Source organism: Nonomuraea sp. NPDC005650 (assembly GCF_040605375.1).
Taxonomy (GTDB): Bacteria; Actinomycetota; Actinomycetes; order Streptosporangiales; family Streptosporangiaceae; genus Nonomuraea.
In genome coordinates, this window is record NZ_JBEXCR010000001.1 from 230,192 (window position 1) to 254,698 (window position 24,507).

Annotated in this window: 25 protein-coding genes, 1 tRNA gene and 1 pseudogene; 10 read left to right on the plus strand and 17 right to left on the minus strand. The window is 70.5% G+C overall.

Going from position 1 to position 24,507, the window contains the following annotated elements; genetic code table 11:
* Positions 1 to 3 precede the first annotated feature (3 nt).
* The 7 genes from ABZS69_RS01020 to ABZS69_RS01050 all read right to left on the minus strand — a co-directional run bounded on the left by ABZS69_RS01020 (position 4) and on the right by ABZS69_RS01050 (position 7,180).
* Positions 4 to 1,524, minus strand: coding sequence for an AMP-binding protein (locus tag ABZS69_RS01020; protein ID WP_355364327.1), 1,521 nt, complete (start codon positions 1,522 to 1,524; stop codon positions 4 to 6).
* Between the two features lie 61 nt (positions 1,525 to 1,585).
* Positions 1,586 to 2,491: an SDR family oxidoreductase gene (locus tag ABZS69_RS01025; RefSeq protein WP_355364330.1), complete on the minus strand. Its 906-nt coding sequence runs from the start codon at positions 2,489 to 2,491 to the stop codon at positions 1,586 to 1,588.
* A gap of 31 nt (positions 2,492 to 2,522) precedes the next feature.
* The gene (locus ABZS69_RS01030; RefSeq protein ID WP_355364333.1) at positions 2,523 to 3,677 is read right to left on the minus strand and encodes a thiolase; all 1,155 of its coding nucleotides are present in this window, start codon (positions 3,675 to 3,677) and stop codon (positions 2,523 to 2,525) included.
* Positions 3,674 to 4,060, minus strand: a complete 387-nt coding sequence (locus ABZS69_RS01035; RefSeq protein WP_355364336.1) for an OB-fold domain-containing protein — start codon at positions 4,058 to 4,060, stop codon at positions 3,674 to 3,676. The genes ABZS69_RS01030 and ABZS69_RS01035 overlap by 4 nt, the downstream gene beginning before the upstream one ends.
* The gene (locus ABZS69_RS01040) at positions 4,057 to 4,902 is read right to left on the minus strand and encodes a MaoC/PaaZ C-terminal domain-containing protein (RefSeq protein WP_355364339.1); all 846 of its coding nucleotides are present in this window, start codon (positions 4,900 to 4,902) and stop codon (positions 4,057 to 4,059) included. The genes ABZS69_RS01035 and ABZS69_RS01040 overlap by 4 nt, the downstream gene beginning before the upstream one ends.
* Positions 4,903 to 4,958: 56 nt before the next feature.
* Positions 4,959 to 6,308 (minus strand): MFS transporter, encoded by a 1,350-nt coding sequence (locus ABZS69_RS01045; RefSeq protein WP_355364342.1) that lies wholly within the window; start codon positions 6,306 to 6,308, stop codon positions 4,959 to 4,961.
* A gap of 257 nt (positions 6,309 to 6,565) precedes the next feature.
* Positions 6,566 to 7,180 (minus strand): TetR/AcrR family transcriptional regulator, encoded by a 615-nt coding sequence (locus tag ABZS69_RS01050; RefSeq protein ID WP_355364345.1) that lies wholly within the window; start codon positions 7,178 to 7,180, stop codon positions 6,566 to 6,568.
* A gap of 147 nt (positions 7,181 to 7,327) precedes the next feature.
* Here ABZS69_RS01050 and ABZS69_RS01055 point away from each other — a divergent pair.
* Positions 7,328 to 8,583, plus strand: a pseudogene (locus ABZS69_RS01055) (RNA-guided endonuclease TnpB family protein).
* A 276-nt stretch (positions 8,584 to 8,859) separates the two neighbouring features.
* On the opposite strand, the gene ABZS69_RS01060 reads toward ABZS69_RS01055, so the two are convergent.
* The 3 genes from ABZS69_RS01060 to ABZS69_RS01070 are packed head-to-tail and all read right to left on the minus strand — an operon-like array spanning position 8,860 to position 11,850.
* Positions 8,860 to 9,576, minus strand: coding sequence for a FadR/GntR family transcriptional regulator (locus ABZS69_RS01060; RefSeq protein ID WP_355364348.1), 717 nt, complete (start codon positions 9,574 to 9,576; stop codon positions 8,860 to 8,862).
* A gap of 10 nt (positions 9,577 to 9,586) precedes the next feature.
* Complete coding sequence (locus tag ABZS69_RS01065; protein WP_355364351.1) at positions 9,587 to 10,717, minus strand: mandelate racemase/muconate lactonizing enzyme family protein; 1,131 nt, start codon at positions 10,715 to 10,717, stop codon at positions 9,587 to 9,589.
* 5 nt (positions 10,718 to 10,722) lie between these two features.
* Entirely contained in the window at positions 10,723 to 11,850 is a 1,128-nt protein-coding gene (locus tag ABZS69_RS01070) for a mandelate racemase/muconate lactonizing enzyme family protein (protein WP_355365290.1), read from the minus strand.
* A 141-nt stretch (positions 11,851 to 11,991) separates the two neighbouring features.
* Between ABZS69_RS01070 and ABZS69_RS01075 the strand changes: the two genes are divergently transcribed.
* The 5 genes from ABZS69_RS01075 to ABZS69_RS01095 all read left to right on the plus strand — a co-directional run bounded on the left by ABZS69_RS01075 (position 11,992) and on the right by ABZS69_RS01095 (position 15,380).
* The gene (locus ABZS69_RS01075; RefSeq protein WP_355364354.1) at positions 11,992 to 12,510 is read left to right on the plus strand and encodes a pyridoxamine 5'-phosphate oxidase family protein; all 519 of its coding nucleotides are present in this window, start codon (positions 11,992 to 11,994) and stop codon (positions 12,508 to 12,510) included.
* Between the two features lie 174 nt (positions 12,511 to 12,684).
* Complete coding sequence (locus ABZS69_RS01080; RefSeq protein WP_355364357.1) at positions 12,685 to 12,873, plus strand: hypothetical protein; 189 nt, start codon at positions 12,685 to 12,687, stop codon at positions 12,871 to 12,873.
* Between the two features lie 127 nt (positions 12,874 to 13,000).
* Positions 13,001 to 13,852 (plus strand): DUF72 domain-containing protein, encoded by an 852-nt coding sequence (locus ABZS69_RS01085; RefSeq protein ID WP_355364360.1) that lies wholly within the window; start codon positions 13,001 to 13,003, stop codon positions 13,850 to 13,852.
* Between the two features lie 230 nt (positions 13,853 to 14,082).
* Complete coding sequence (locus ABZS69_RS01090) at positions 14,083 to 14,472, plus strand: hypothetical protein (protein WP_355364363.1); 390 nt, start codon at positions 14,083 to 14,085, stop codon at positions 14,470 to 14,472.
* The gene (locus ABZS69_RS01095) at positions 14,469 to 15,380 is read left to right on the plus strand and encodes a hypothetical protein (protein ID WP_355364366.1); all 912 of its coding nucleotides are present in this window, start codon (positions 14,469 to 14,471) and stop codon (positions 15,378 to 15,380) included. The genes ABZS69_RS01090 and ABZS69_RS01095 overlap by 4 nt, the downstream gene beginning before the upstream one ends.
* A gap of 115 nt (positions 15,381 to 15,495) precedes the next feature.
* Here the strand turns inward: ABZS69_RS01095 and ABZS69_RS01100 are convergent, their stop codons facing one another.
* Both ABZS69_RS01100 and ABZS69_RS01105 read right to left on the minus strand, forming a co-directional pair.
* A complete protein-coding gene (locus tag ABZS69_RS01100) occupies positions 15,496 to 15,831 on the minus strand; it encodes a hypothetical protein (RefSeq protein WP_355364369.1) in 336 nt (111 codons plus the stop codon).
* 171 nt (positions 15,832 to 16,002) lie between these two features.
* Positions 16,003 to 17,163, minus strand: a complete 1,161-nt coding sequence (locus ABZS69_RS01105) for a hypothetical protein (RefSeq protein WP_355364372.1) — start codon at positions 17,161 to 17,163, stop codon at positions 16,003 to 16,005.
* Between the two features lie 240 nt (positions 17,164 to 17,403).
* Here ABZS69_RS01105 and ABZS69_RS01110 point away from each other — a divergent pair, with 240 nt between their 5' ends.
* From ABZS69_RS01110 to ABZS69_RS01120, 3 genes are all read left to right on the plus strand, one after another.
* The gene (locus ABZS69_RS01110; protein WP_355364375.1) at positions 17,404 to 17,781 is read left to right on the plus strand and encodes a hypothetical protein; all 378 of its coding nucleotides are present in this window, start codon (positions 17,404 to 17,406) and stop codon (positions 17,779 to 17,781) included.
* A 716-nt stretch (positions 17,782 to 18,497) separates the two neighbouring features.
* On the plus strand, positions 18,498 to 19,088 hold the full coding sequence (locus ABZS69_RS01115; protein ID WP_355364378.1) for a DUF4240 domain-containing protein: 591 nt from the start codon (positions 18,498 to 18,500) through the stop codon (positions 19,086 to 19,088).
* Positions 19,089 to 19,100: 12 nt separating this feature from the next.
* Positions 19,101 to 19,304, plus strand: a complete 204-nt coding sequence (locus tag ABZS69_RS01120) for a hypothetical protein (RefSeq protein WP_355364381.1) — start codon at positions 19,101 to 19,103, stop codon at positions 19,302 to 19,304.
* A gap of 75 nt (positions 19,305 to 19,379) precedes the next feature.
* On the opposite strand, the gene ABZS69_RS01125 is transcribed toward ABZS69_RS01120, so the two are convergent.
* From ABZS69_RS01125 to ABZS69_RS01135, 3 genes are all read right to left on the minus strand, one after another.
* Positions 19,380 to 19,456: transfer RNA gene (locus ABZS69_RS01125), tRNA-Pro, on the minus strand.
* Between the two features lie 538 nt (positions 19,457 to 19,994).
* Complete coding sequence (locus tag ABZS69_RS01130) at positions 19,995 to 20,801, minus strand: serine/threonine-protein kinase (protein ID WP_350726540.1); 807 nt, start codon at positions 20,799 to 20,801, stop codon at positions 19,995 to 19,997.
* A gap of 56 nt (positions 20,802 to 20,857) precedes the next feature.
* Entirely contained in the window at positions 20,858 to 22,099 is a 1,242-nt protein-coding gene (locus ABZS69_RS01135) for an MFS transporter (RefSeq protein WP_355364385.1), read from the minus strand.
* Between the two features lie 62 nt (positions 22,100 to 22,161).
* Between ABZS69_RS01135 and ABZS69_RS01140 the strand changes: the two genes are divergently transcribed.
* The gene (locus ABZS69_RS01140; RefSeq protein WP_355364388.1) at positions 22,162 to 22,779 is read left to right on the plus strand and encodes a helix-turn-helix domain-containing protein; all 618 of its coding nucleotides are present in this window, start codon (positions 22,162 to 22,164) and stop codon (positions 22,777 to 22,779) included.
* Between the two features lie 49 nt (positions 22,780 to 22,828).
* Here the strand turns inward: ABZS69_RS01140 and ABZS69_RS01145 are convergent, their stop codons facing one another.
* Positions 22,829 to 23,452, minus strand: coding sequence for a DJ-1/PfpI family protein (locus tag ABZS69_RS01145; RefSeq protein ID WP_355364391.1), 624 nt, complete (start codon positions 23,450 to 23,452; stop codon positions 22,829 to 22,831).
* Positions 23,453 to 23,455: 3 nt separating this feature from the next.
* The gene (locus ABZS69_RS01150; protein ID WP_355364394.1) at positions 23,456 to 24,418 is read right to left on the minus strand and encodes a GlxA family transcriptional regulator; all 963 of its coding nucleotides are present in this window, start codon (positions 24,416 to 24,418) and stop codon (positions 23,456 to 23,458) included.
* Positions 24,419 to 24,507 lie beyond the last annotated feature (89 nt).

A 24,507-nucleotide genomic window follows, 5' to 3' on the forward strand; every position in this document is an offset into this window, starting at 1 on the left:
GGGCTACTCGCTGCCGTACTCCTCGCGCAGTTGGCGGCGCAGCAGCTTGCCGGCCGCCGAACGCGGGAAGTCGGAGCGGAAGACGAAACGGCGTGGACGTTTGTAGGAGGCCAGCCCGTCCTTGCAGTGCGTGGCGAGCTCGTTCGCGAGCTCCTCACCGGGGGCGGCGCCCTCGGCGGGTTGGACGACGGCCAGCACGCTCTGCCCCCACTCGGGGTCGGGCACGCCGATCACGGCCACGTCGGCCACCGCCGGGTGGGTGATCAGGTGCTGCTCGATCTCCGCCGGGTAGACGTTCACGCCGCCGGACAGGATGAGGTCGGTGCGCCGGTCCAGGAGGTACAGGTAGCCGTCGGCGTCGAAGCGGCCGATGTCCCCGACGGTGAACAGGCCCCGGGTGCGGCCGGCGCGGGTCTTGTCCGGGTCGTTGTGGTACTCGAACGTGCCGGAGCCGCCGAAGTAGATCGTGCCCGCCTCCCCGACCGGCACCTCGGCGCCGCTCTCGTCGAGCAGCCGGACCGTGAACCCGGGGAAGGGCCGGCCCACCGTGCCCGGCCGCTCCAGCCACTCCCGCGAGCCGACGATGCTCACCAGCCCCTCGGTGGCGCCGAGGTACTCCCACACGATCGGGCCCACCCAGTCGATCATCCGCCGTTTGACCTCGACCGGGCAGGGGGCGCCCGCGTGCACCAGCGAGCGCAGGCTGGACAGGTCGTACCGTTCCCGGACGGCCGCGGGCAGGCGCAGCATGCGGTGGAAGTGGGTGGGCACCAGGTGGCTCGTGGTCACCCGGTACCGCTCGATGTCGCGCAGCGTCGCCTCGGCGTCGAACCGCTCGTGGACGACCACGGTGTGGCCTTGATGCAGGGCCGACATCGCGAACGAGCCGGGCGCCGCGTGGTAGAGCGGAGAAGTGACCAGGTGGACCCCTTCGCCACCGGCCACGCCGCACATGCGGCTCAACCCTGACGACATCGCGGCCAGGTGCTCGGGGGTGATGTCGGGCAGCGACCGCTTGACGCCCCGGGGCCGTCCGGTGGTGCCCGAGGTGTAGCCCATGATCAGACCGGCGGTCCGGTCCGCGGGCTCGTCCGCGGACCCGCCGAGGTCCTCGTACGCCGACCACCCCGGCGCCCGGCCGCCGACGGCCAGGCAGTGCGGGAGGGGCACGCCGAGCTCGGCGGCCAGGTCGGCGTGGGCGACGAGGACCTTGGCGGCGCTGTCGTGGACGATGAACAACGCCTCGGCCGGCGCCAGATGGGTGTTGACGGGCACCAGGTAGAGGCCGATCTGCCCGGTGGCCAGGACGAGTTCGAAGTACGTCGAGTCGTTCCTGACCATGGCGGCGACGGCGTCGCCGCGGACGAGGCCCAGGTCGCGCAGGGCGTTGGACACTTGGTTGACGCGCGTACGCAGCTCGCCGAAGGTGAGCCGACGCTCTCCTGGGCCGATCAGGGCGGGACGGTCGGGGTGGGCGAGGGCCTCGGTGAAGAATCCGGTGGCGGCGGCTTCGGTCGGTGTCACGTGTCCTGGGTCCTTTCGCGAGCACTGGACCAAGATGCCCCAGAGGGGCGGGGTTTCCCGATCAGTCGCCGGTCGGCGTCCGGCCGAGCATGTCGACGTTGGGCGCGGCCTTGGCGACCAGGTCGGGGATCACGCGGCCGAGCTCCGCCGCGTCCCACAGGTCCTGCCTGGTCACCTCCGGGCCGAGCCGCCAGCCCTCCGCGACGCCGATCCGGCCCCCGCCGACGTCGAACACCCGCCCGGTGACGCCGTCGCTCTCCGCACTGGCCAGCCAGACGACCAACGGCGAGACGTGCTCCGGGGCGAGCGCGGCGGCGTGCTCGGCGGGCATCAGGTTCTCGGTGAGCCGGGTGAAAGCGGCCGGCGCCACGGCGTTCACGGTGACCCCGTAGCGGCCGAGCTCCAAGGCCGTGATGACGGTGAACGCGGCGATGCCGGCCTTGGCCGCGCCGTAGTTGGACTGGCCGAAGTTGCCGTAGATGCCCGAGGCCGAGGTGGTGTTGATGAGCCGGGCATCCAGCGGCCGCCCGCTCCCCTTGGCCCGCGCCCGCCAGTACTCGGCGGCGAACCGGGTCGGCCCCGCGGTGCCGCGCAGGTGCACGCGGATCACCGCGTCCCAGTTCTCCTCCGTCATGGACGCGATGGTCTGGTCACGCAGGATGCCGGCGTTGTTGACCAGCACGTCGAGCCCGCCGAACTCGCTCACCGCCTGCTCCACCAGGCGCTTGGCGCCCGCCCAGTCGGCGACGTCGTCGGTGTTGGCCACGGCCTTGCCACCGGCCGCCAGGATCTCCTCCACCACGAGTTGCGCCGCGCCGGCGTCGGAGCCGGTGCCGTCGGTGGCGCCGCCGAGGTCGTTGACCACCACGTGGGCGCCCTGCCGCGCCAGTTCCAGCGCGTGCGCCCGGCCGAGACCGCGCCCCGCGCCGGTCACGATCGCCACCCGGCCCTCACAGATACCACTCATCGAGTCACGCCTTTCTGTCGCTTGAAGAAGGTCAGGGCCTGCGGCCGGACAGCACCAGGCTCCCCGAGGCGGCGAAGTACATTCCCACGCCCTGCACGAAACCGATCTCGACGTCGGGCACCTGGGCGTCGGCCTCGCCTCTGAGCTGGCGGACGGACTCCTGGATGGCGAACATGCCGTACATGCCGGTGTGGGTGTAGCTGAGCCCGCCGCCGTTGGTGTTCATGGGCAGCCTGCCGCCCGGGCGGGTGTGGCCGCCGGCGACGAAGGCGCCCGACTCGCCGCGGCCGACGAAGCCGAGGTCTTCGAGCATGTACAGCGGCACGTGGGCGAAGGCGTCGTAGCACATCAGGTGGTCGACGTCGGAGTGGCTCACCCCCGCCGTGGCGAACGCCTCCGCGCTGGAACGCCGGAAGGCCAGGCTGGAGCCCGGGTCCTCCATCTGGGAGACCATCGTGCCCTCGGCCGACTCTCCCGACCCGAGCAGGTACACCGCCCGTGCCCCCGAGGGCAGGTCGGCCGCCCGTTCGGCGCTGGTCAGCACCAGCGCGCCGCCGCCGTCGGTGACCACGCAGCACATGTCCTTGGTGAACGGGTAGGCGATCAGCGGCGCGGCCAGCACCTCGTCCACGGTGACGATGTCGCGGCGCATGGCGCGCGGGTTCTTCGCCGCCCACTCCCGCTGGGCGACCACCACCTGGGCCAGGTCCTCCCGTCCCATGCCGCGCTCGTGCAGGAAGCGCAGCGCGGGCAGGGTGAACGTGGCGTACGGAAGCACCGCCCCGTACGGCATCTCGAACTGGCCCTGCGGAGAGGCCGGGTTCATGCCGTACTGCGGCACGCCCACGCGTGACCGGCCCGACTCGCCGTGCGTGATGAGCACGACGTCGGCGGCCCCGGCCGCGATCGCGGCGGCGGCGTGCCGGACGTGCAGCATGAAGCTGCACCCGCCGACCATGGTGCCGTCCAGCCACCGCGGTGTGATGCCGAGGTGGTGGGAGACCTCCATGGCCAGCGGGCCGGCCGTGGCCACGCCGTCCACGTCCGCCGCCGTCAGGCCCGCGTCCTCGATCGCGCGGCGCGCGGCCCCCGCGTGCAACTCGATCATCGAGACGTCGGGCAGCACGCCGATCTCCTCGGTCTCGGCCGCCCCGACGATCGCGACGTCGCCTCCGTGCATCCTCATACGGCCGCCTCCTCGGGCCGGAAGACCGGCAGGTCGTCCTGGAAACAGACCCGCAGTCGCAGGTCCAGCGGCAGGTTCTCCGGAGTGGGCTCGACCCCCACGATGTTGGTCATCAGGCGCGGCCCTTCGTCCAGCTCGACCAGCGCGATCACGGGCGACAGTCCCTCCATGCCGGGCATCGGCCGCTGGTTGATGACGTACGACACGAGCCGCGCCTGGCCGGACACCGTCACCCACCGCACGTCACGCGAGGCGCAGTAGCGGCAGGCCGGCCGGGGGTAGAAGTAGTGACGCCCGCACTCCCCGCAGCGCTGCACCCGCAGCTCCCCCTGGCGCGCGCCCTCCCAGTACGGCGCCGTCTCCGGCGTGGGCTGCGGCTTCACCGCTTCACCCCCGTGAAGATGCCGCGGTCGAGCACCACGGTGTCGCCCACCTTCGTGACGAACCGGCCGTCGTCCCAGATGTGCACGGCGAGGTCCTGGCCGGGCACCACCGGGGAGGCGAAGCGAGCCGACATCCCGCCGAACGCCGCCGGGTCCGAGCCGCACAGCGCGTGCAGCAGGGCACGTCCGGTGAACCCGTAGGTGCACAGCCCGTGCAGGATGGGACGTTCGAAGCCGGCGCGGGCGGCGAACCACGGGTCGGAGTGCAGCGGGTTGCGATCCCCGCTCAACCGGTACAGCAGCGCCTGGTCGGAGCGGGTCGGGTAGACGACGACGCGATCGGCCGGGCGGTCGGGCCGCTCCCACGGGGCCGACGTGCCCCGCTCTCCGCCGAACCCGCCCTCGCCGCGGACGAAGACGCCGTTGCTGACCTCGGCGACCGGCCGGCCGGTGTCGGCGGCGACGATGGAGGACTCCAGGACGGCCAGTGCGCCGCTGCCCTTGTCGTAGATGTTCACCAGGCGGGAGGTCGAGCGCACCCGGCCGTTCACGGGCAGGGGACCTTCCAGCCGGATCGACTGCTCGGCGTGGAGCACCTGCGAGAAGTCGAAGTCACCCAGCTTGGGGCCCTGGTTGCCGCCGCCTCCGCCGATCACCACGACGAACGTGGGCAGCACCTGCTGGGTGACCCCGTGTGAGTTCTCGGTGGTGAACGAGAGCTCGGCCGGTGGATCCTGCGCTCCGGCGCCGACTCCCAAGGCGTACAGGATGGCGTCTTTCGAGGTCCACGTATGCTCGCCCGATTCCCAGGTCTGCCCGATGGCATCGAGGTTCATCGACATGTTCCGCTCCTTTCGCACCCGCGATTTATGTAGACGAAAGCCGTCTGTAAAGACGTTCAGGCACCCTTCGATCCGCGTGCGACCCGGGCCGCCTCCACCTTCGCCGCGTCCCGCTCGGGATTCACCAGCAGGGCGAACAGCGCCCCTCCCGCGAGGGCGACGACGCCCGTCAGCACGAAGACCGTGGTGTAGCCGTCGGCGAGGGTGTCCGTCGCGCGGGCGCCGTCGAGTACGTGGCCCGTGATCAACGGCCCGGCGGCCGCCAGGACGCCGGTCACGGCCAGCCCGATCGACAGGACGCTGCGCTGCTGCCCGGCCGGCACGATCTGGACGAGAACCGGGTTGACCACGGCGTTGACGCTGATGGCCAGCCCGTAGCCGAGCATCAGCAGGGCAATGGGGACCGCCACCCCGGAGGAGAGGGGCAGGGCGGCGAGGAAGACACCGCCCAGCGCGAGCAGCGCACCGCCCAGCAACCCGCGGGCGCGGCGGGCCGCCGTCCCTCTCTTCAGCATCCGGTCGCTCCAGGCGCCGAACCCGTACAGGAACACCATGGCGGCGATGCTCGGCACGCCGAACAGCGAGCCCGCCGCCACCGCGGAGAAGCCCAGGCTCACCTGGAAGTAGGACGGCAGCCAGGTGAGGACCACGATCGCGAGCATCGCCGAGGCGGTGCTCGCGGCCACGAAGCCGGCGAAGGTGCCCGTAAGGAGGATGGAGCGGATGGGCGCCCGCGACGCGGCCTCCGCGACCGGCCCGGCGGCGCGCCCGGCGGCGGCCTGGCCGTGGGGTCCCTCCCGCCCGATGAACAGCCAGCCCACGGCCCAGGCGAGGCCCAGGATCGCGACCGCGACGAAGCCCGTCTCCCAGCCGAAGGCGGCGATGATGAGTGCCAGCGGCGGGGCGAAGATCAGCTTGCCGAACGACGCCCCCGTCGTCAGCAACGCCGTGGGCAGCCCGCGCCGTTCGTTCGGCCACCAGGAGTAGGCGGTCGTGTACGCCGCCGGCGTCGCCGGGCCCTCGGCCGCGCCGAGCATGAAGCGCGTGACCAGGAGCAGCGCGCCCGACGCGGCGAAGAAGACGGGCAACTGGAGCAGCGACCAGATGACGACGACGGTGAAGAGGGTCGCCTTGACGGGCAGCCGGTCGGCGACCAGCGCGTAAAGAAGCACCGACAGCGGGCCGAGCAGGCCCGCGGCACTGCTGATGGCGCCGAACTCGGCGGCCGACAGCCCCAGCTCGGCCATGGCCGGCTGGGCGACGAGGCCGAGGATCGCCTTGTCCAGGTAGGCGATCAGCATGACGCCGAGCAGCATCGCGGTCATGCCCCAGGCCATAACCGGACGGTTCCTGGTCTCTGCGCCGTGCGCGGTGATCGGTTCGGGTGTGACACGCTCGCTCACCATGATGGGCTCCTCCCGGGAGGCCAAAAGGGGGATGGTGAAGTAATGCCGATGCCGGCTTCGTGCTTGGGGGGTCGCGCTGCTTCGCCGGGAGGCGTGAGCGGCTTCGAGGGAACTCCGCGATGGCCAGGAGGGAAAGCCCTGGGCGAGGTGGGTGGTACCGGTAGTTAATTTAGACGAAATACGTCTGCAATAAGCAAGCTAAGACGTCTCCCCATCCCTGTCAATGGTGGGTCGGGCGCGCCCGCGGCGGCCCGGAGTCAGGCGTACTGCTCCGGCGCCCGGTAATCGACCCTGGACAGCACGAAGTCCACGGTCTCCTCGACGTACTTGTCCTTGCGCGCGATCAGGGCCGGCATCTGGCTGATCGGCGTCGACAGGAAGTGGTTGGTCAGCATGCCGGCGACCGCGTCGAGGACGAGCGCGGGCGAGGTGCCGGGCGGAAGTTCGCCGCGGGCGACGGCGTTGAGCACGATGGCGCGGCCGACCTTGATGCGTTCGCGCTGGAACCTCTCCAGCGCCTGCCCGAACAGCTCGGGGTAGACCCTGGCCTCGACCTGCGCCCTGAGGTAGACGAGGCCCCTCGGCGTCAGATAGCCGTTGAGGGTCCCCGTGGCCATCCGGATCAGTTGCGTGCGCAGCGATCCCGACTGCGTGTCGAACGGGTCCTGCTGGAGCCCGGCGGTCAGCGCGTCGACGATCAGCCTCTCCTTGCTCCCCCACCTGTTGTACAGAGCGGCCTTGCCCACACGGGCCCTGCGGGCGAGTACGTCGAAGCTGAACCCGGCCCAGCCGACCTCGCCGTACAGTTCGAGGGCGGCGGCGTGCACCCGCGCCTCCAGGTCGGGGTCCGGTGGGCGACCTCGTCCACTCATCGGGTGCCTCCAAGGAGACCTCCGCCTTCAGGCGGAGGAGGAATTGGACTTCTGCGGAGCAGGGCAGGGTGAGGCGATTGACTACCAGGCGGACCGCCGTATCGAACATCCGCGCGAGAATTGCCTGATCGTGCGAGGATGTGAGGCGTGGCGCAGACTGTGAAGCGGGCCTACAAGTACCGCTTCCACCCGACCGCCGAGCAGGCTGAAGAGCTCGCCCGGACGTTCGGCTGCGTGCGCCTGGTCTACAACAAGGCGTTGGAAGAGCGCACCCGCGCCTACGCGCTGGAAGGGCGCCGGGTCTCCTACGTGGAGTCGTCGGCCGCGCTGACGGCGTGGAAGCGCGGTGGCGAGTACGACTTCCTGTCGGAGGTGTCGTCGGTGCCGTTGCAGCAGGCGCTGCGGCATCTGCAGGCGGCGTTCGCGAACTTCTTCGCCAAACGCGCCAAGTACCCCACGTTCAAGTCGCGCAAGAAGTCGCGGCTGTCGGCGGAGTATACCCGCTCGGCGTTCCGCTGGCGCGAGGGCCGGTTGACGCTGGCGAAGATGGACGCGGCGCTGGACATCGTGTGGTCGCGCCCCCTTCCCCCGGGCGCGGAGCCCTCCACGGTGACCGTGTCCAAAGACGCGGCCGGGCGGTGGTACGTGTCCATCCTGGTCGAGGAGGCGATCGCGCCGCTGGCACCGGTCGAGCGCAACGTGGGGGTGGATGCGGGCATCACCGCCCTGGCCACACTCTCCACCGGCGAGAAGATCGTCAACCCGCGTCACGAGCGCCGCGATCGGCGCAAGCTGGCCAAAGCCCAGCGCTCGCTCGCTCGCAAGGAGAAGGGCTCGAACAACCGGGCCAGGGCCCGGCTCAAGGTGGCTCGGGTGTACGCCCGGATCACCGACCGCAGACGCGATCACCTGCACAAGGTCACCACACGGCTTGTTCGCGAGAACCAAGTGATCGCCGTGGAAGACCTGACCGTCCGCAACATGGTCAAAAACCGTTCGCTGGCCCGCACCATCTCGGATGCGTCCTGGCGGGAGTTGCGGTCGATGCTGGAGTACAAAGCAGCCTGGTACGGGCGCACGCTGGTGGCGGTGGATCGCTGGTTCCCGTCCAGCAAACTGTGCTCTGCGTGCGGCGTCCTGCAAGAGGCGATGCCGCTGAACGTCCGGGAGTGGACCTGCGTGTGCGGGGCGGTCCACGACAGGGACGTGAACGCGGCCAAGAACATGCTCGCCGCCGGGCTGGCGGAGAGCTGAAACGCCTGTGGAGCTGGTGTAAGACCTCAACGAGAGTCCTCTCGGGCGGGCGACCGGCGGTGAAGCAGGAAGACCGACCGGCGACGGTTGGAATCCCCCTCGTTTACGAGGGGCAGGATGTCAAGGGACTCAGTGTGCCAGACAACTGATCACTTCACGGGCGCGGAGAAACCCTGGACACGGGCCCGAAACGTATCACCGCCGGCCAGCGCCGCCGGGCCGGTCAGCTCTGGGCCGGTCAGCTCCGGGCCGTGCACGCGGCGCAGCCGGCGCTCTGCCGGGTCCGGCCACGCGCCTCGCCCACCTCGGGCGCGCAGGTCCGCGCGCCGTGGGACGCCCACAGTCGCGCATCCCACCCGACCGGCAACCACCCGCTCCCCGCGACTCCGCAGACGCAGCCGTCCCGACGCGCCCCCGAGCGCCCGCTACGGGGTCTGGAGGCGGGCGCGCGAGTTGGACAGGTGCAGCCGCATCGCGGCCCGCGCCGCCGCCGCGTCGCGGTCGGCGATGGCGCGGTAGATGTTCTCGTGCTCCAGCGTCACCCGCGTGAGGTGGGTGGCGTTGGACACCGTGTACGCGTGCTCCAGCCGCGTGCGCGGCAGCATGATCACCATGGGCCCGAAGGACGCCAGCAGGTCGGAGTAGAACCGGTTGCCCGAGGCCAGCGCGATCTTGAGATGGAACTGGAAGTCGGCCTCGACGGCGCTGCTGGGCTGCTCGCCGGAGCGCCCGAGGTCGACCAGGGCCCGCTCGATGGCCTTCAGCTGCAGGTCGGTGCGGCGCTCGGCGGCCAGCCCCGCCGACTCCGACTCGACGCCGATCCGGAAGTCGATCATGTCGAGGACGTCGCGATGGGTGCGGATCTGGGAGGGCTCGACCGAGAAGGCCGTGGAGGCGGGCAGCGCCAGCACGAACGAGCCCCGCCCCTGGAACGTCTCGACCAGCCCGGCCGCCTGGAGCCGCGAGATGGCCTCGCGGACCACCGTGCGGCTCACGCCGAACTCCTCGACGAGCGAGGACTCCGTCGGCAGCTTCTGGCCGGGCTCGATCTCGCCGGCGAGGATGCGCGACTTGAGCCGTTCGACGAGCTCATGCGCGAGCCCGCGCCCGCTGTCGCGGTCGAGCCTCTGATCTGGCGGCACGGGTGACAACCTACCCGGCCGCCGTACGGAACTCGACCTGGTCGAGCCGCCAGTCCGCGGCCCCGCCGGCGAGGCTGAGGCCGAGCCCCGGACGGTCGGGAACGATCATGCGCCCTCCCTCGATCTCCAGCCGCTCCTCGAACAGCGGCGACAGCCACTCGATGTGCTCCACCCAGGACTCGCGCGGGTAGGCGGCGGCCAGGTGGACGTGGATCTCCATCACGAAGTGCGGCGCGACCTGCAGGTGCGCGTGGTCGGCCAGCGCGGCGACCTTGAGATAGGGCGTGATGCCGCCCACCCGCGGCACGTCGGGCTGCAGGAAGCCGACTGCGCGCAGCTCGATGAGCCGCACGAGGTCGGGCACGCTGGAGAGCATCTCGCCGGTGGCGATGGGCGTGTCGAGGGCGGCGGCCAGCTGCGCGTGCCCCTCGGCGTCGTAGGCGTCCAGCGGCTCCTCGATCCAGACGAGCCCGAACTCCTCCACCGCCCGCCCGAACCGCAACGCCGTCGCCCGGTCCCACTGCTGGTTGGCGTCCACCATCAACGGCACGTCATCCCCGAGATGCTCGCGCACCGCGGCCAGCCGCCGCAGGTCCTCCCGGGTGTCGGGCTGGCCCACCTTGATCTTGATCCCGCCGATGCCGTCCTTCAGCGAGTGCCCGGCCCGCTCCTTGACCTCCTCGATCGGCGCCTGCAGATAGCCGCCCGAGGTGTTGTACGTCCGCACCGAGTCCCGATAGGACCCCAGCAGCTTGGCCAGCGGCAGCCCCGCCCGCTTCGCCTTCAGATCCCACAGCGCCACGTCGACGGCGGCCAGCGCCTGCGTGGCGACACCGGAACGCCCCACCGACGCGCCCGCCCACAGCAGGGAGTCGTACACCTTGCCGATGTCGGACGGGTCCTGGCCGATCAGGTTCGCCCCGACCTCTCTCGCGTGGGCGAACTGCGCGCGGCAGCCCGCCCGCGTCGTGTACGAGAACCCGAGCCCCTCGAGCCCGTCGTCCGTCGTGATCTCGCAGGTCAGCACGTCGATCGCGGCCAGGGGCCGCTGGCGCCCCGTGGCGACCTTGGCATCGCTCACCGGATGCGCCAGCGGCACGGCGTAGTGGCCGAACCGCACCGACGCGACACGGTCACCCATGGGTCTCAGGCCTTCCCGAACTCGACGCTGTCCACGGTCCACTCGCGGCACTGCTCGCTGAGCGTGAACCCGAGCCCCGGCCGGTCGGGGACGATCATGCGGCCGTCGCGGGTCTCGAGCCGCTCGTTGAACAGCGGGTTGAGCCATTCGAAGTGCTCGACCCAGGGCTCGCGCGGGTAGGCGGCGGCCAGGTGGAGGTGGATCTCCATGGCGAAGTGCGGCGCCAGCTGCAGCCCCGCATGGTCGGCGAGGGTGGCCAGGCGCAGGAAGGGCGTGATGCCGCCGACGCGCGGGGCGTCCGGCTGGATGATGTCGGCGGCGCGGGCCTCGATGAGGCGGACGTGCTCGGCCACGCTGGAGAGCATCTCGCCGGTGGCGATGGGCGTGTCGAGGGCGGCGGCCAGCTGCGCGTGCCCCTCGGCGTCGTAGGCGTCCAACGGCTCCTCGATCCAGACGAGCCCGAACTCCTCCACCGCCCGCCCGAACCGCAGCGCCGTGGGCCGGTCCCACTGCTGGTTGGCGTCCACCATGAGCGGCACGTCGTCGCCGAGGTGCTCGCGCACCGCGGCCAGCCGCCGCAGGTCCTCCTTGGTGTCGGGCTGGCCGACCTTGATCTTGATCCCGCCGATGCCGTCCTTGAGCGACTGGGTGGCGCGGGCCTTGACCTCCTCGATGGGCGCGTGCAGGAAGCCGCCCGAGGTGTTGTACGTCCGGACCGAGTCGCGGTAGGACCCCAGCAGCTTGGCCAGCGGCAGCCCCGCCCGCTTCGCCTTCAGGTCCCACAGCGCCACGTCGACGGCGGCCAGCGCCTGCGTGGCGACACCGGACCTGCCGACCGAGGCGCCCGCCCACAGCAGGGTGTCGTACACCTTGCCGATGTCGGAGGGGTCCTGGCCGATCAGGTTCGCCCCGACCTCCTTGGCGTGGGCGTACTGCGCGGGGCCGCCCGCCCGCTTGGAGTAGCTGAAACCGGTGCCCTCGTGGCCGTCCTCGGTCGTGATCTCGGCGAAGAGGAAGGCGATCTCGGTCATCGGCTTCTGCCGCCCGGTGAGGACCTTGGCGTCACTGACGGGGACGTCGAGCGGAAGCGTGACGGAGGAGAGCGAGACGTGGCGGATGCGGTCGGCGGCCATGGCGGTCCAAGTGGGGTAGGCGATGTTGTCAGTCATCATACGAAGCCATCACTCGTATGACAACTGCCCACCGATGAGTTCCGCCCCGCCAGCCGGTCTGTTCACATGACCGACTCACCGCACGACGCCCGGAGGGTTCCGATGACCGAGCACCTGCCCGTCGAAGTCACCAACCTCGACCGCTACGACCACGACCCGCTGCCCTGGGACCGCGCCCACGCCGTGCTCTCCAGCTCGGCGGGGGCGGACATCACCTGGTTCCTCGGCACCGTACGGCCCGACGGCCGGCCGCACGCCGCGGGCGTCGGCGCCATCTGGTACGACGGCGCCCTCCACTTCACGACCGGCCCCGGCGCCCGCAAGGCCCGCAACCTGAGCGCCGATCCGAACTGCACCGTCTCCGTCCGGCTCGACGGCATCGACCTGAACCTCGAAGGCACCGCGCACCGGGTCACCGACGCCGCCACGGTGGAGCGCGTGGCCGCCCTGTACGCCGAGCACGGCTGGCCGGCGAGCGCCGAGGGCGACACGATCACGGCACCGTACAGCGCGCCCAGCGCGGGCCCGGCGCCGTGGCACCTCTACCGGTTCTCGATGCGCGTCGCGTTCGGCGTCGCCACGGCCGAACCGCACGGTGCGACCCGCTGGCGGTTCGCCTGAGGCGGCGTACGCGCGCTCCGCCGCCGGCAGGTCGCCGCGCGCCTGCCTGGGGAAGGCTTTGCCTCCTGCCGGGAGACTCCGCGGGCCGCCCCCGCTACCGTGAGAAGTACGCCGTACCGGCGTTTCCCGGGGAAGCCCTCCGTCAGCTCACAGCACGTCAGGGAGTGATCTCTGATGCTCGTACGCCTGCTCGCCGCCACCGCTTTGGCGGCATCCACGGTCATCACCTCGGCCTCGCTCGCCACACCACCGGCCGGCGCGACCACAGTCCACCAGGTGGCCGCCACAGTGCCGGCCGCCATAGGGGCCCAGCCCCCCATTCCCATCCCTCCGAAACCGGTTCCGCCGGACGACGACGAGTAGGACGTTCGACCGGCACCGTCAAGCGGGACTGCCGCCGCCCCGTGAGGCAGCTCCTCGCGGGGCGACGTCAGCGTCGCGCACCAGGCCCAGCGCGGCGTCGCGGTGGATCTCCGATACCGTCGAGAGCATGCGGCTTCACGTGGGATGCGCGATGTGGACTCATGCGCGCTGGCAAGGTCGATTCCTCCCCGACCAGCTCCCGCCCGGCGAGCGGCTGCGCTCGTACGCGACCTGGTGCGACGCGGTGGAGGGCAACACGACCTTCTACGCGACCCCGGCGCGCGGCACGGTGGAGTCATGGGCCCGGCAGACCGCCCCCGACTTCCGCATGGTCGTCAAGCTCCCCAGGCCCATCACCCACGAGCACCGCCTGACGGGCGCCGACGAGCACCTCCACGCCTTCCTGGACGCGATCGAGCCGCTGGGCCCGCGCACCCACGCGCTCTGGATCCAGCTGCCCGGCTCCTTCTCCCCCACCGACCTCGGCACGCTGGCGGCGTTCCTCCGCCGGCTCCCCAGCTCCCACAGGTACGCCGTCGAGGTCCGCCACCGCGCGTTCTTCGAGGACGAGCGGTCCGAACGGCTCCTGGAGCGCGTCCTGTCGGCCGCGGACGCCGAGTGGGTCCCGTTCGACACCACGACGCTCTTCCAGAGCCCGCCGACCAGCGACGCCGAGCGCGATGCGTGGACGAAGAAGCCCCGCGTGCCCCGCCGCACGCGCGCCCTCACCGGCCACCCGATCGTCCGCTACCTGGGCCGGGACGCCGAGGCCCGCACCGTCGAGGGCTGGCGCCCCTGGCTGGACACGGTCGCGGACTGGCTGCGGGAGGGCCGCTCCCCCACGTTCTTCGTCCACACCCCGGACAACGCCGACGCGCCGAAGCTGGCCCGCGACTTCCACGAAGCGGTACGCGCCCGCCTCCCCGCCCTGCCCCCGCTCCCCGAACCCGAGCCCACAGACCCGCTGACCCTCTTCTGACCCGCAGGCCGCTCCACGCCGTGGGCGGGCGTCCACCGGAACGCTGATCCCGCGCCCTTCTCCTGATGGTCGCCTTTTACGAAAATCGTCGTCGCGACGGCCTGTCGCCCGCCGGCGTCCTCCGCGCCGCGCGACGATGGATGCGCCCGACGTCCACCGAGGGCATGACGCGGCCGCAGGCGACCACAACCGGCCACGCCGGCGTCGGACGCCAACGGGAGGGAAGCTCGATGGAGGAAGCCGCCACGGTCGAACTCGCCGACCGGCTGCTCGCCGAGCTGCCCGCGCTGCTGCCCCCCGGCGACGTGGCCACCGTAGCCGAGGAGCTGTCCGGCCTGGTCGAGCGCGGGCGCGCCGGCGAGCCGGTCGAGGAGGAGCTCCTCGACGTCCTGCACCGCCACCCTGCCCTCCGCCGGCGCGCCGCCGAACTGGCCGGCGGCGAGAGCGGTCTCGGCGTGCAACCGCCCCCGGGCCTCGGCCGCGCGCCGATGCCGCCCAGGTACGTCTGCCCGCAGGACGGCTACGAATGGTTCCACCTCGACCTGTCCGACCCCGTCCCCGCCTGCCCCAATGACGGTGTCCCCCTGGTCCGCGAGCACGGGGGCGGGACGGGCCCGTGAACCCGATCGGCCAGAGCCTCGGCGCCGGCCTCGTCGAACAGCTCGCCCCCCGCGTCCTCACCCCCGCCTTCGCCTTCTGGGCCGGCGGCCTGCTCGCCCTGTGGACCGCCGGGTACGGCAGCACCTGGGCCACCGGCCTGGCCGCCCTCCCGACGGTGCTGCAGGTGCTCCTGCTCGCCGCCGTGCTCATGCTCGTCGCGGCCTCGGCGGTCCTGGCCGAGCACCTGACGCTGCCCGTGCTCCGCCTGCTCGAAGGCTACTGGCCCGAGCTGCTCGCGGCCCCGCTGCGGGAGCAGACCGTACGCCGCCGCGAGCGCGTCGCGAAGAGCCTGCGGGAGCTGACCGCCAAGGCGTTCCACGGCGAGGCGGACCCCGAGGACGAGCGCCTGCGGGCGATCGCCGAACAGCAGCTCTTCGACCTCCCTGCGGAGGCCTCCTCCACCATGCCCACCCGCCTGGGCAACATCCTGCGCGCCGCCGAGAACCGTCCCCGCGCCCGGTACGGCCTCGACCCCGTCCTGTGCTGGCCCCACCTGTGGCTCTCGCTGGACAAGGAGACCCAGGCGGAGCTCACCCTGGCGCGCAAGGGCCTCGACGACGCCGCCCGGCTGTGGCTGTGGTGCCTGCTCTTCGCCGTCTGGACGCCCTGGAACCGGTGGGCCCTGCTGGTCGCCCTCATCGGCTGCCCCGCCGTCTACTACGGCGCCATGCTCGCCAAGGCCCGCGCGTACGGGCTGCTCGTGCAGTCCGTCTTCGACCTGCACCGGCGCCGCGTCTACCGGGGACTCGGCTGGCCCGCCCCCGCGGACGCGGCCGGCGAACCCGCCGCGGGCCAGGAGGTCACGACGTACCTGTGGCGCGGCATCGCCCCACCGGGCCTGCGCTTCGCCCCGGAGGACGAGACCTGACCCCGGAGGACGTCCCTACAGGGCCCCGATCATGACCTGTAGCGGGTTTGACCTGGCAACACTGTATGGGGCGATCCGGTGACGTCCACGCTTGTCGCTGACGATTGTCACTCAGCTAGTCACCCAACGGCCGGCCGATATCTTCGTCACGAATCCCGGGCGCTGCGCTTTGCTGCTCTTCTCTTCGATGTCTCTCCACAGTCAGACGCACATCCAAGAAGAAGGCCGCGAGTAGCAGCACACCGCCGACGGCCAGCAAAATCGTTGTTGGGATCTGAACGAGATTGCGAACATCCTCGCACTCGTTCACATGGTCCTGACCGGCAGAATTGGACGGCGAGATGAAGGCCGAACCGCACTCCGAGCCACCTTCGGTAAGGGGCATCACACCAGCAAGCACACCGGCACCAATAAAAAGGAAGGCAATGAACGCGATCGCCCTGATGGACATACGTGATCCTTCGACATGATTGATGCAGAGAAGGATCATTCCATATCGGCCCGCAGATGCGGAAGTACTGGCCCAGGGCCTGGTACCCACCGAACCCGGGGCGATTCACTTATAAGGCCGCTCGTCCGCGCACCTTCGTTTCTGCATGGACGCCCCGCTCCACCGAGCCCTCTACTCGGGACCGCTCAGTTCTCGATACGCCTCGCGCAGTTCTGTGGCTTCCGGCATGCGGAGCGTTTCGATGGCGCTGATCACCTCGTGTGCCCTCCAATAGTTGGACGGCACCAGCACGCCGCTGGTCATCGTCATGAGGGCAAGCCGACCGGCCTCGTCGGGCTGATCGGCCGCAAGCAGGGCCAGCGCCAGGTCAAGACGCGCAGATACCGCCCTGCGTGGGCGAAACAGCCCATCTGCGGCTGACTCCATACGCGCGAGCACCTGCCGGGCGTATGACTCGCGGCCGGATCTCCCAGCCATGACAGTGTGGGTCGCGACGTATGCGTCGCTCTTGAAGGGGTCGTATCGGTAGTGATGCTCGGGATGCTCGGGCATCGACAACGACGAGACCAGCCGGGCGACACGGTTCAGCGCATCACGTGTCTCCGGGCCGGATCCGAGCCGTGCCCATACCCGGCCTTCCTGTGCGGTCGCCTGGATGTAGGCGGAACTTCCACGTGGCGCGATCACCTGAGCCCCCTGAGTCAGGGTCAAGGCTCGGCGGTAGTCGCCGGCGGTGATCGCCTGCCAGGCCGCCGTCTCCAGGCACCATGCCGCGATCTCGGGATGCTCAGCATGCTTTGCCAGCTGGGCGGATGTCCGAAGCCATGTTGCGGCGGCATTGAACTGGCGAAGGTCGATATAGCAGGTGGAAGCCAGCAAGGACAGCCAGCCACCGGCTGTGAGCAGGCGGCGGTGCTCGATGAGTGTCTTCTTCGCGTTGATCAGATGCGAAACGTAAGACAGGTGCTCGCGTGCTCGTTTCAGCAACTCGGCCGGCGGTGTTCCCTGGTAGGCCATCGCAAGATCATCGACGGCCAGTTCCAGCCGGTCAAGCGTCTCGTTACCCACATCGCTCGCGGCAACCCGGCGGCCCAGCTCCAACGCCTCGATCTCGCCTTCGAAGCAAGCGTTGTCCTGCACCGTTGCTTCTGCGTCATCGGCGAACAACTCGGCTTCCCCCATACCGAGCACCCGGCAGTAGAGCAATCGATAGGGGTCCTTGGGCTGATGCCTGCCGGCCTCCCAATCCTTGATCATACGGATCAGGGATTCCCGCTCGGGCAGACGAGCCCTGGTGCGTGGGTCGGCCGCGTCGGCAAGGTGCTTGGCCATGTCTCGCTGTGTCCACAACTTGCCACGCCTTTCGGCGCGCAACCGTATCGCCCAGACCGGAACGCTATCCATTGTGCGCACCTCGGAGGACTTGGGGTCCGCCTGTCTCCCCAGTCTCCCTTACTCGCACTGTCGGTGCGGGGCTACCGGGAGATGTCATGAGAGGACCGTGAAAAGGCGGAACCCGCAGGCGCTGACACGCCGTACGGGTTCCTTGATCGCACACTGGAGGTGCGACCCATGGACAACTCTAGAGGCGCTCCGATCCCCGCGAACAGCGTCACAGCGGGCCGTCAGGACAGGGCATTGGATGTCGTGTCGATGACCCCGCTCGACCTCGCCGAAGAACTGCGCAAGGCGCTGAAGCAGTACGGCATCGCGGCCGATGTCCACGACGGTTACGGGCTGGCGCTGGTGTCGGTCTGGGTGGGCCTGGTCGTGTGGTGCAAAGACGATCGCTACTGGTGGCGTACCGGCTGGGCTCAGCACCGTCGACGCTTCACCTACGCCTGGCATCCAGCGATAGACCCTGCTCGGGCGGCTCGGCGGGTCGCCTTCCGGTACGCACATCTGAGGAAGACCCCGTCATCCGAGGTGGTCACGGACAGCGCGTCGTGACCCTTGCGAATAGGTGCCTGAGCCCGCATGTAGCCATGGCGCAGCGCGATCGCACCCGGCTGGACTGGCGGCAACCGTACCCCGCGCTGGAGCGGACGCGCACGGTGGCCTGGACCTGCCACTGCAGGGCCACGGTCTACGAACTGTGCGAGGGCGGCGGGCGGGCACTCCTACGGCGAACCATCCAGCTCGGCGGAAGGCACAAGGTGCATGAGACATCGCCCTTGCCCATCAGCGAGGTTCGGGCGATCTGGACGGCGTTGTTGTTTGGAAGGGCCCGCTAGAGACGGGCGTGATGGCTTGAGATCTGGAAGGACGGCGTCACCACGCCTGCCAGAAGCAATCCGGGAACTCCCGGCCCGTTCCTCCCCCGTCTTCGGCAACTGCCGATCTCACGTCCTGACCTAAGCTCAGGTCGCCCGGTGGGCCGGTGCTGAGGAACGAAGTGCCGGACCGTCGATCGCCCCCGACCCCGTACGGGGATCAGCCATCATCAGGCGATCGTCAGGGCATCACCCCTCACCCAGATGATCACGATTGTGAGATGCCCTATGCCTGCGGCCGGGCCGGTGATCAAAGCGGTCTTGGCGGCAGCGTCAGTGGTCGGCGCGGTGTTCGACTGCGGCGGCCAGGGGGTGCGGCGGGCGAACCAGTAAAGAAACTATGAGCCGGCTCGCCGTCGATTTCGTCGTCGCCTCCTGCCATGATCGCCGGTTATGGACATGGACGAGTTCTGGAATCTGATCGAGCGGTCCGCGCGTGAGACCGACGGGAGGGAAGAGCGGCTGAGGTGGCTGGAAGAGCAGTTGGCGCGACGTTCCGCCGAGGAGATCATCGACTTCCAGGCATGGATTCTGGAAGCGCGGCGCAAGGTCGACACCTATTTGATGTGGGGAGCCGCAATCGTCTTATCTCTGGCAGGCGGCGATGACAGCTTCTGGTATTTCCAGATGTGGCTGGTCGGCCTCGGTCGGGAGACCTTCGAAAAGGTCGCGGACGATCCGGACACGCTTGCGGACGTGCCGGAGGTTCAGCGCTTCCTGGCCATGCAGCGAGATCGAACTCCCCGGACTGACGACGACTGGCCAGAGTTCGAATGCCTGTCCTATGTGGCCCCCAAGGCTTGGGAGAAAATGACAGGCACAGACAGTGACGCTTTGTTCGATGCCCTAGAGGCTCGCGGCTATGTGCTCCGCGCATTGCCCAATCCCACTGATGAGGATTGGGACCCAGAAGACGACGAGGAGGCCGCCCGCAGGGTGCCACAAAGCTATCGGTACATCCGAGAGCTTTACGGTCGCACCTAGATCACCAGGTCTATGCCGTTGTCAGCGAGTTCCCGTGGGGATAGGTCGGCTTCGGGATTCGTCTCGCTGCTCTCCGACTCCGGCGTCCCGCTGGAGGACATCGCCCGCCTGATCGGCCACAGCGGGACGGCCGTCACCGAAGCCGTCTACCGCAAGCAGATCCGCCCCGTACTCCTGCAAGGAGCTGCGGCGATGGACACCCTCTTCGCCCGGTGATCACTCAGTTGGTCACTCACCAATGCGAAAAGGTGCCACCCTGATGAGTGACACCCTGCTCGACCAGCAAGAATCTGGTCGGGACGACAGGATTTGAACCTGCGACCCCTTGACCCCCAGTCAAGTGCGCTACCAAGCTGCGCTACGTCCCGGTCGTGTCGACCGCCCCATGCGGAGCGGGACGTCACAACCTTAGCGCACATCGGAAGTGCGAGATCATGGCCGCCGGCTCCGCACCGGTCCCCTCAAGCCGCGGCGTCGTAACGCGCAGTGCCGAACACCGTGTCGGCGTCGCGAGCGAGGAGGCCGGACGGAATGACCCGGCGGGGCTCGCCCCCGTCGCCCATCGTGCGCACCTCGTCCGGTTCCGGCCGCGGCGGCCGCGGAGCGCCGGAGCGCCGGAGCGCGACTGCGCGGCCGGGCGCCGATCGCGCCGGACGTCAGGGGTGTGCGCGGAGTTCTCGCACTCGCCGATCGTGCCGGACGTCAGGGGCGTAGGCGGCGTTCTCGCGCTCGCCGGGCTCGTATGCGCCGCCGCCGTGGCCGTCTTCTGGCGCTCTGAGCCGCGTCCCTGTACGCCGACGGCCGGCGTATGAGGACGGTCGAGCAGGCCGTGCGCGATCTGGTCGAAGAACGAGAATCTGCCGGGCAGGCGACCCGGCAGAAGGCTGCGATCCAGGTCGATCCGGGTCAGATGGCGGCCTGGAACGAGCTGGCGCGCATGCCGGCCAGCAGGCCCGCCGTCTGGTCGGGCGTGTAGCGTCGCACCGGGTCGTGGTGGAGCAGCCCCTCGATCAGCGGCCGCATCACCCCGGCCCGCCGAGGCGGCGGGTACGGGCCGCTGCGGGCCATGCCGAGCACCGTGGCCGCGTCCTGGCCCGGGTAGGGCGGCTGGCCCTCGACCGCGCTGTAGAGCGTGGCGCCGAAGGACCACATGTCGGCCTCCTTACTGGCCGGCCCCCCGTGCAGCCGCTCGGGCGCCATGAACGCCGGAGTGCCCCGCAACCGGCGGGACCTGGTCATCCGGATGTCTCCCTCGGCGGTCGCTATGCCGAAGTCGGTCAGCACCACCCGGTCACCGGTCAGCATCACGTTGGCGGGCTTCACGTCGCGGTGCAGCACTCCTGCCTGGTGGGCGGTACGCAGCGCGGCGAGCAGATGCTGCCCGATCGCGGCGACCGACTGGGCCGGTAAGGTGCCCACCTGCGAGAGCAACTGGTGCAACGAGAGCCCGTCAAGGTATTCCATCACGATCCAGAGCTTGCCGCCCTCTTCGATCAGGTCGTGGACCGTGACGATGTTAGGGTGCGTCAGCCCGGCAGCCATCCTGGCCTCACGCAGCACCCGGCGTCGCACCATCTCGGCCTCACCGGCCAAGGTCAGCTCCTTAAGCGCCACCGTACGGTGGAGGAGCTGATCGAACGCGCGCCAGACGACTCCCATACCCCCACGACCGGCCTCCTCGTTCAGGAGGTACCGTCCGCCGATCTCCCGCATACCATCCCCTCTTGCTCGGGGATAATCATGTCACTTCAGCACCGGCCGTAGGGTGCCTAACGTGATCCTGATATGTCGGAAAGTGCGGGTGCGCTGGTCAACGGCCTAGAAATTCGATCAGACAACGCGCGCCACACCAGTCCGACACCCGACAAACATACTCCAGTGGCGCCCACGAGGACGGCACCAAGCCCCGCAAACTCGGCCACGACGCCCCCCAGAGCCGCCCCGAGCGGCATCCCACCCATGCCGACGAGGCGGTATGCCGAATTGACCCTCCCGAGCAATTCGGCCGGGATCAGCCGCTGCCGGGCCGAGACCACCAGGACGTTGCCCGCCCCGCCCGACACGCCCCACAGGACGGCCGCCGGGAAGAGCGTCCACGGGGAGGGCACGATCACCGGCACGATGAGCAGGAGGCTGTTCACCAGCCACGCCCACACGAGCGTGCGCAGCTCCCCGAAGCGCCCCGCCGCCCGCCCCGACAGCAGCGACCCCAGGATCGCCCCGGCGGCGAACGCGGACGTCATCAGGCCGTACTCGCCCGGTTCCAGGCCGATCCGCGACCCGTCGCCGACGGCCCACAGGACGAAGACGGCGAAGTAGGCGGAGTTGGCGAGGTTCAGCAGCCCGGCGGTGATGGCCAGGCTCCGCAGCACCCGATGGGACCACAGGTACCGCAGCGCCTCACCGATGTCCCGCCGCAGCGGCCGCCCCTGCGCCCGGGGGGCGTCCATCCGGTACGTGCCGCGCATGCCCAGCAACAGCAGGCCCGCGGCGCCGTACAGGAGGGCAGGGGCGCCGACGACGACGGCCGGGAGCGCCACGACGAGCAGGCCCGCCACCGGGGCCCCGACGAAGTCGTTGCCGATCATCTGGGCGGTGGAGACCCGGCCGTTCGCCCTGGTGAGCTGGTCCCGGGGGACGGTCATGGGCAGGATCGACTGCGCCGAGGTGTCGGCGAACACCTCGGCCACGCCGGCCAGGAGCAGCGCCGCCAGCAGCACCCACAGGTCGAGCAGGCCGAGCAGGGCCGCCAGCCCGGCGACGGACAGGGCCACGGCCCGCCCGGCGTTGGCCAGGACCATGACGCGGCGGCGGTCGACCCGGTCGGCGACGGCCCCGGCGTGCAGCGCGAGCAGCAGCCACGGCACCGTCGCGGCCGCCCCCACCAGCGACACCAGCGTGGGCGAACGGGTCATCGACACGGCCAGCAGCGGCGCGCCGACCTTCAGGACGCCGTCGGCCAGGTTCGACAGAGCGGTGGAGGACCAGAGAAATCCGAAAGAACGCCCCACGACTGACTCCGATAGTGTGTAAGGGAAAGTGTGCACAGTTTTCTTTGCAAAGATAGGCTTGCATGGTGATGCAGAGCAAGAGGTATTCGGCCCGCACGCTCGACGCGAACGCCCTGAAGTCCTTCGCTCACCCGCTGCGACTGCGGATCTACGAGCTGCTGGACGAGCACGGCCCCTCCACGGCCACCAAGCTCGCCGCCCTGCTCGGGCAGAACACCGGCGCCACGAGCTACCACCTGAGGGAGCTGGCCGGGCACGGCATGATCGAGGTCGCGCCGGGGATGGGGCGCGGCAAGGAGAAGTACTGGCGCATCACGCCCGGCGGGTTCTCCTACGGGGAGCCGGATTCCGACCCAGAGACGGCCGAGGCGATCGAGGTCCTGCTGGACGACCTGGTGCGCCAGCGGGGCGCGGAGCTGGCGCGCTGGCGCGAGGAGGAGTCGCGGGCGCCCGAGGAGTGGGTGCGGGCGAGCGGGTTCGGGCGGCGGTCGCTGCGGCTCACGCCTGAGGAGACCGCGGCGCTGCGGGACGAGGTGTTCGAGGTGATGGAGAGGTACCGCGCGCTGTCGGACGGGAGGGAGACCGGCTCGCCGGATCCGGCCACGGGGCGCGTGGTCATCCACTTCGACGTGCTGCCGGTGGGCGCCGGCCGGGGGCCGGCGGAGGAGGGCACACCCTAGACACGGCCGCGCCCCCGTCCCACGGGAACGGGGGCGAGCGCCGGGAAGTTCAGCTGATGAGCTTGGCGGCCAGCTCGGTCAGGCCCTCCGGCGCCGTCCTGGGCGAGCCGGCGTCGAACGGCGGGTGCGGGTCGTACTCGATCACGAGCTGCACCGCCTGCGCCGTCGTCACGTCAGTGGCCTGGGCCAGCAGCGTCAGCGCCATGTCGATCCCCGCCGAGACCCCCGCCGCGGTCACGATCTTCCCCTCGGTGACGACGCGCTCGCTCACCGGCTCGGCCCCGTACTGCGGCAGCATCTCGAGGGCCGCCCAGTGGCTGGTCGCCCTCAGCCCCTCCAGCAGCCCGGCCGCCGCCAGCACGAACGAGCCGCTGCACACCGAGGTCGTCCACCGGCTGTGCTCGTGGGCCTGCCGGAGCCAGCCCAGCAGCGCCTCGTCGGACATGGCGTCGAACGTCCCCGGGCCACCCGGGACCACGATCACGTCGGGGCGGGGCAGGTCCTCGTAGGAGGCCGTGGCGGTGAGGGTGAGCGTGCCCTGGTCATCGGTCACCGGCCCGGCCTCGGCCGCGACGAACGTGACCGTCCAGCCGGGCGCGAAGGCCAGCACCGTGTAAGGCCCGACCGCGTCGAGCGCCGTGAAGCGGGGATAGAGCGGGATCGCCACATGCATCGCTTACTTCTCCTTCGACTGGAACCTGCGACGGTGGTCGCCGGGTGAGATCCGCCAGTGGCGGCGGAAGACGCGGTAGAGGGTCTCCGGCGTGCCGAGCCCCGACTCCCTGGCCACCCGGTCCAGCGGGTGGGCGGTGACCTCCAGGAGCCGCCTGGCGGCCTCGGCGCGGCTGCGTTCGACGTACCGGCCGGGCGACAGGCCGGTCTGCTGGGTGAAGACGCGGGAGAAGTGGCGCTCGCTCATCCCCGCCCGGTCGGCGAGCGCGGGCACGCTCAGGTCGGCGGCGGGGTTCGCGTCGATGTAGGCCTGCAGCTCCCTCAGCGGCTCGCTGCGCGGCGTCATGGCCCGCATCGGGGTGCTGAACTGGCTCTGCCCGCCCGGCCGGTGCAGATACACCACGAGGCCGCGGGCGACGTCGCGGGCGAGCGCGTGGCCGTGGTCCCTGGCCACCAGCGCGAGCGCGAGGTCCACGCCGGACAGCACGCCCGCCGAGGTCCAGACGTTGCCGTCCTCGATGTAGAGGGGGTCGGCGTCCACCTCGACGCACTCGTAGCGGGCGTCGAGCTCGCGGGCGGCGAGCCAGTGCGTGGTGGCCCGCCGGTGGTCCAGCAGCCCGGCCTCGGCCAGCAGGAACGCGCCGTTGCACACGGACGCGACCCGCCGCGCGCCCCCGGCCAGCCTGGCGACGGCCTCGACGAGCTCCCGGTCGCGCAGCTGCTCGGGGACCGACATCCCGCCCACGACCATCAGCGTGTCGACGGGCCCGGCGACCTCGCCGAGGGCGCGGGCCGTGACGGCGATGCCGTTCCCTGAGGGCACGGGACCGGCCCGCACGGCCGCCACCTCGACCCGGTACCCGTCCTGGGGCGCCAGCAGCGCCGCCGTCGCGAACACGTCGGCCGGACCGGCCAGGTCGAGCAGCTGGAAGCCGGGGAAGACCACCATGAGAACCCGTCGCTGCATGTCTTCATGCTGGTGGCGGGCCTGTCAGGGCGTCAACGACACAAACATTGCACATTACGCCATGAGCCCCCCGGGGCAGGACCGGAGGG

Bases quoted from the DNA above. Each gene is read 5' to 3' on its own strand.
- ABZS69_RS01100 (WP_355364369.1), bottom strand. From the start codon at position 15,831: ATGTCCATCAGGGCGATCGCGTTCATTGCCTTCCTTTTTATTGGTGCC.
- ABZS69_RS01065 (WP_355364351.1), bottom strand. From the start codon at position 10,717: ATGGGTGACCGTGTCGCGTCGGTGCGGTTCGGCCACTACGCCGTGCCG.
- ABZS69_RS01115 (WP_355364378.1), top strand. From the start codon at position 18,498: ATGGACATGGACGAGTTCTGGAATCTGATCGAGCGGTCCGCGCGTGAG.
- ABZS69_RS01110 (WP_355364375.1), top strand. From the start codon at position 17,404: ATGGACAACTCTAGAGGCGCTCCGATCCCCGCGAACAGCGTCACAGCG.
- ABZS69_RS01105 (WP_355364372.1), bottom strand. From the start codon at position 17,163: ATGGCCAAGCACCTTGCCGACGCGGCCGACCCACGCACCAGGGCTCGT.
- ABZS69_RS01120 (WP_355364381.1), top strand. From the start codon at position 19,101: ATGCCGTTGTCAGCGAGTTCCCGTGGGGATAGGTCGGCTTCGGGATTC.
- ABZS69_RS01150 (WP_355364394.1), bottom strand. From the start codon at position 24,418: ATGCAGCGACGGGTTCTCATGGTGGTCTTCCCCGGCTTCCAGCTGCTC.
- ABZS69_RS01070 (WP_355365290.1), bottom strand. From the start codon at position 11,850: ATGGCCGCCGACCGCATCCGCCACGTCTCGCTCTCCTCCGTCACGCTT.
- ABZS69_RS01050 (WP_355364345.1), bottom strand. From the start codon at position 7,180: ATGAGTGGACGAGGTCGCCCACCGGACCCCGACCTGGAGGCGCGGGTG.
- ABZS69_RS01090 (WP_355364363.1), top strand. From the start codon at position 14,083: ATGGAGGAAGCCGCCACGGTCGAACTCGCCGACCGGCTGCTCGCCGAG.
- ABZS69_RS01040 (WP_355364339.1), bottom strand. From the start codon at position 4,902: ATGTCGATGAACCTCGATGCCATCGGGCAGACCTGGGAATCGGGCGAG.
- ABZS69_RS01025 (WP_355364330.1), bottom strand. From the start codon at position 2,491: ATGAGTGGTATCTGTGAGGGCCGGGTGGCGATCGTGACCGGCGCGGGG.
- ABZS69_RS01080 (WP_355364357.1), top strand. From the start codon at position 12,685: ATGCTCGTACGCCTGCTCGCCGCCACCGCTTTGGCGGCATCCACGGTC.
- ABZS69_RS01085 (WP_355364360.1), top strand. From the start codon at position 13,001: ATGCGGCTTCACGTGGGATGCGCGATGTGGACTCATGCGCGCTGGCAA.
- ABZS69_RS01030 (WP_355364333.1), bottom strand. From the start codon at position 3,677: ATGAGGATGCACGGAGGCGACGTCGCGATCGTCGGGGCGGCCGAGACC.
- ABZS69_RS01130 (WP_350726540.1), bottom strand. From the start codon at position 20,801: ATGCGGGAGATCGGCGGACGGTACCTCCTGAACGAGGAGGCCGGTCGT.
- ABZS69_RS01075 (WP_355364354.1), top strand. From the start codon at position 11,992: ATGACCGAGCACCTGCCCGTCGAAGTCACCAACCTCGACCGCTACGAC.
- ABZS69_RS01145 (WP_355364391.1), bottom strand. From the start codon at position 23,452: ATGCATGTGGCGATCCCGCTCTATCCCCGCTTCACGGCGCTCGACGCG.
- ABZS69_RS01045 (WP_355364342.1), bottom strand. From the start codon at position 6,308: ATGGTGAGCGAGCGTGTCACACCCGAACCGATCACCGCGCACGGCGCA.
- ABZS69_RS01140 (WP_355364388.1), top strand. From the start codon at position 22,162: ATGGTGATGCAGAGCAAGAGGTATTCGGCCCGCACGCTCGACGCGAAC.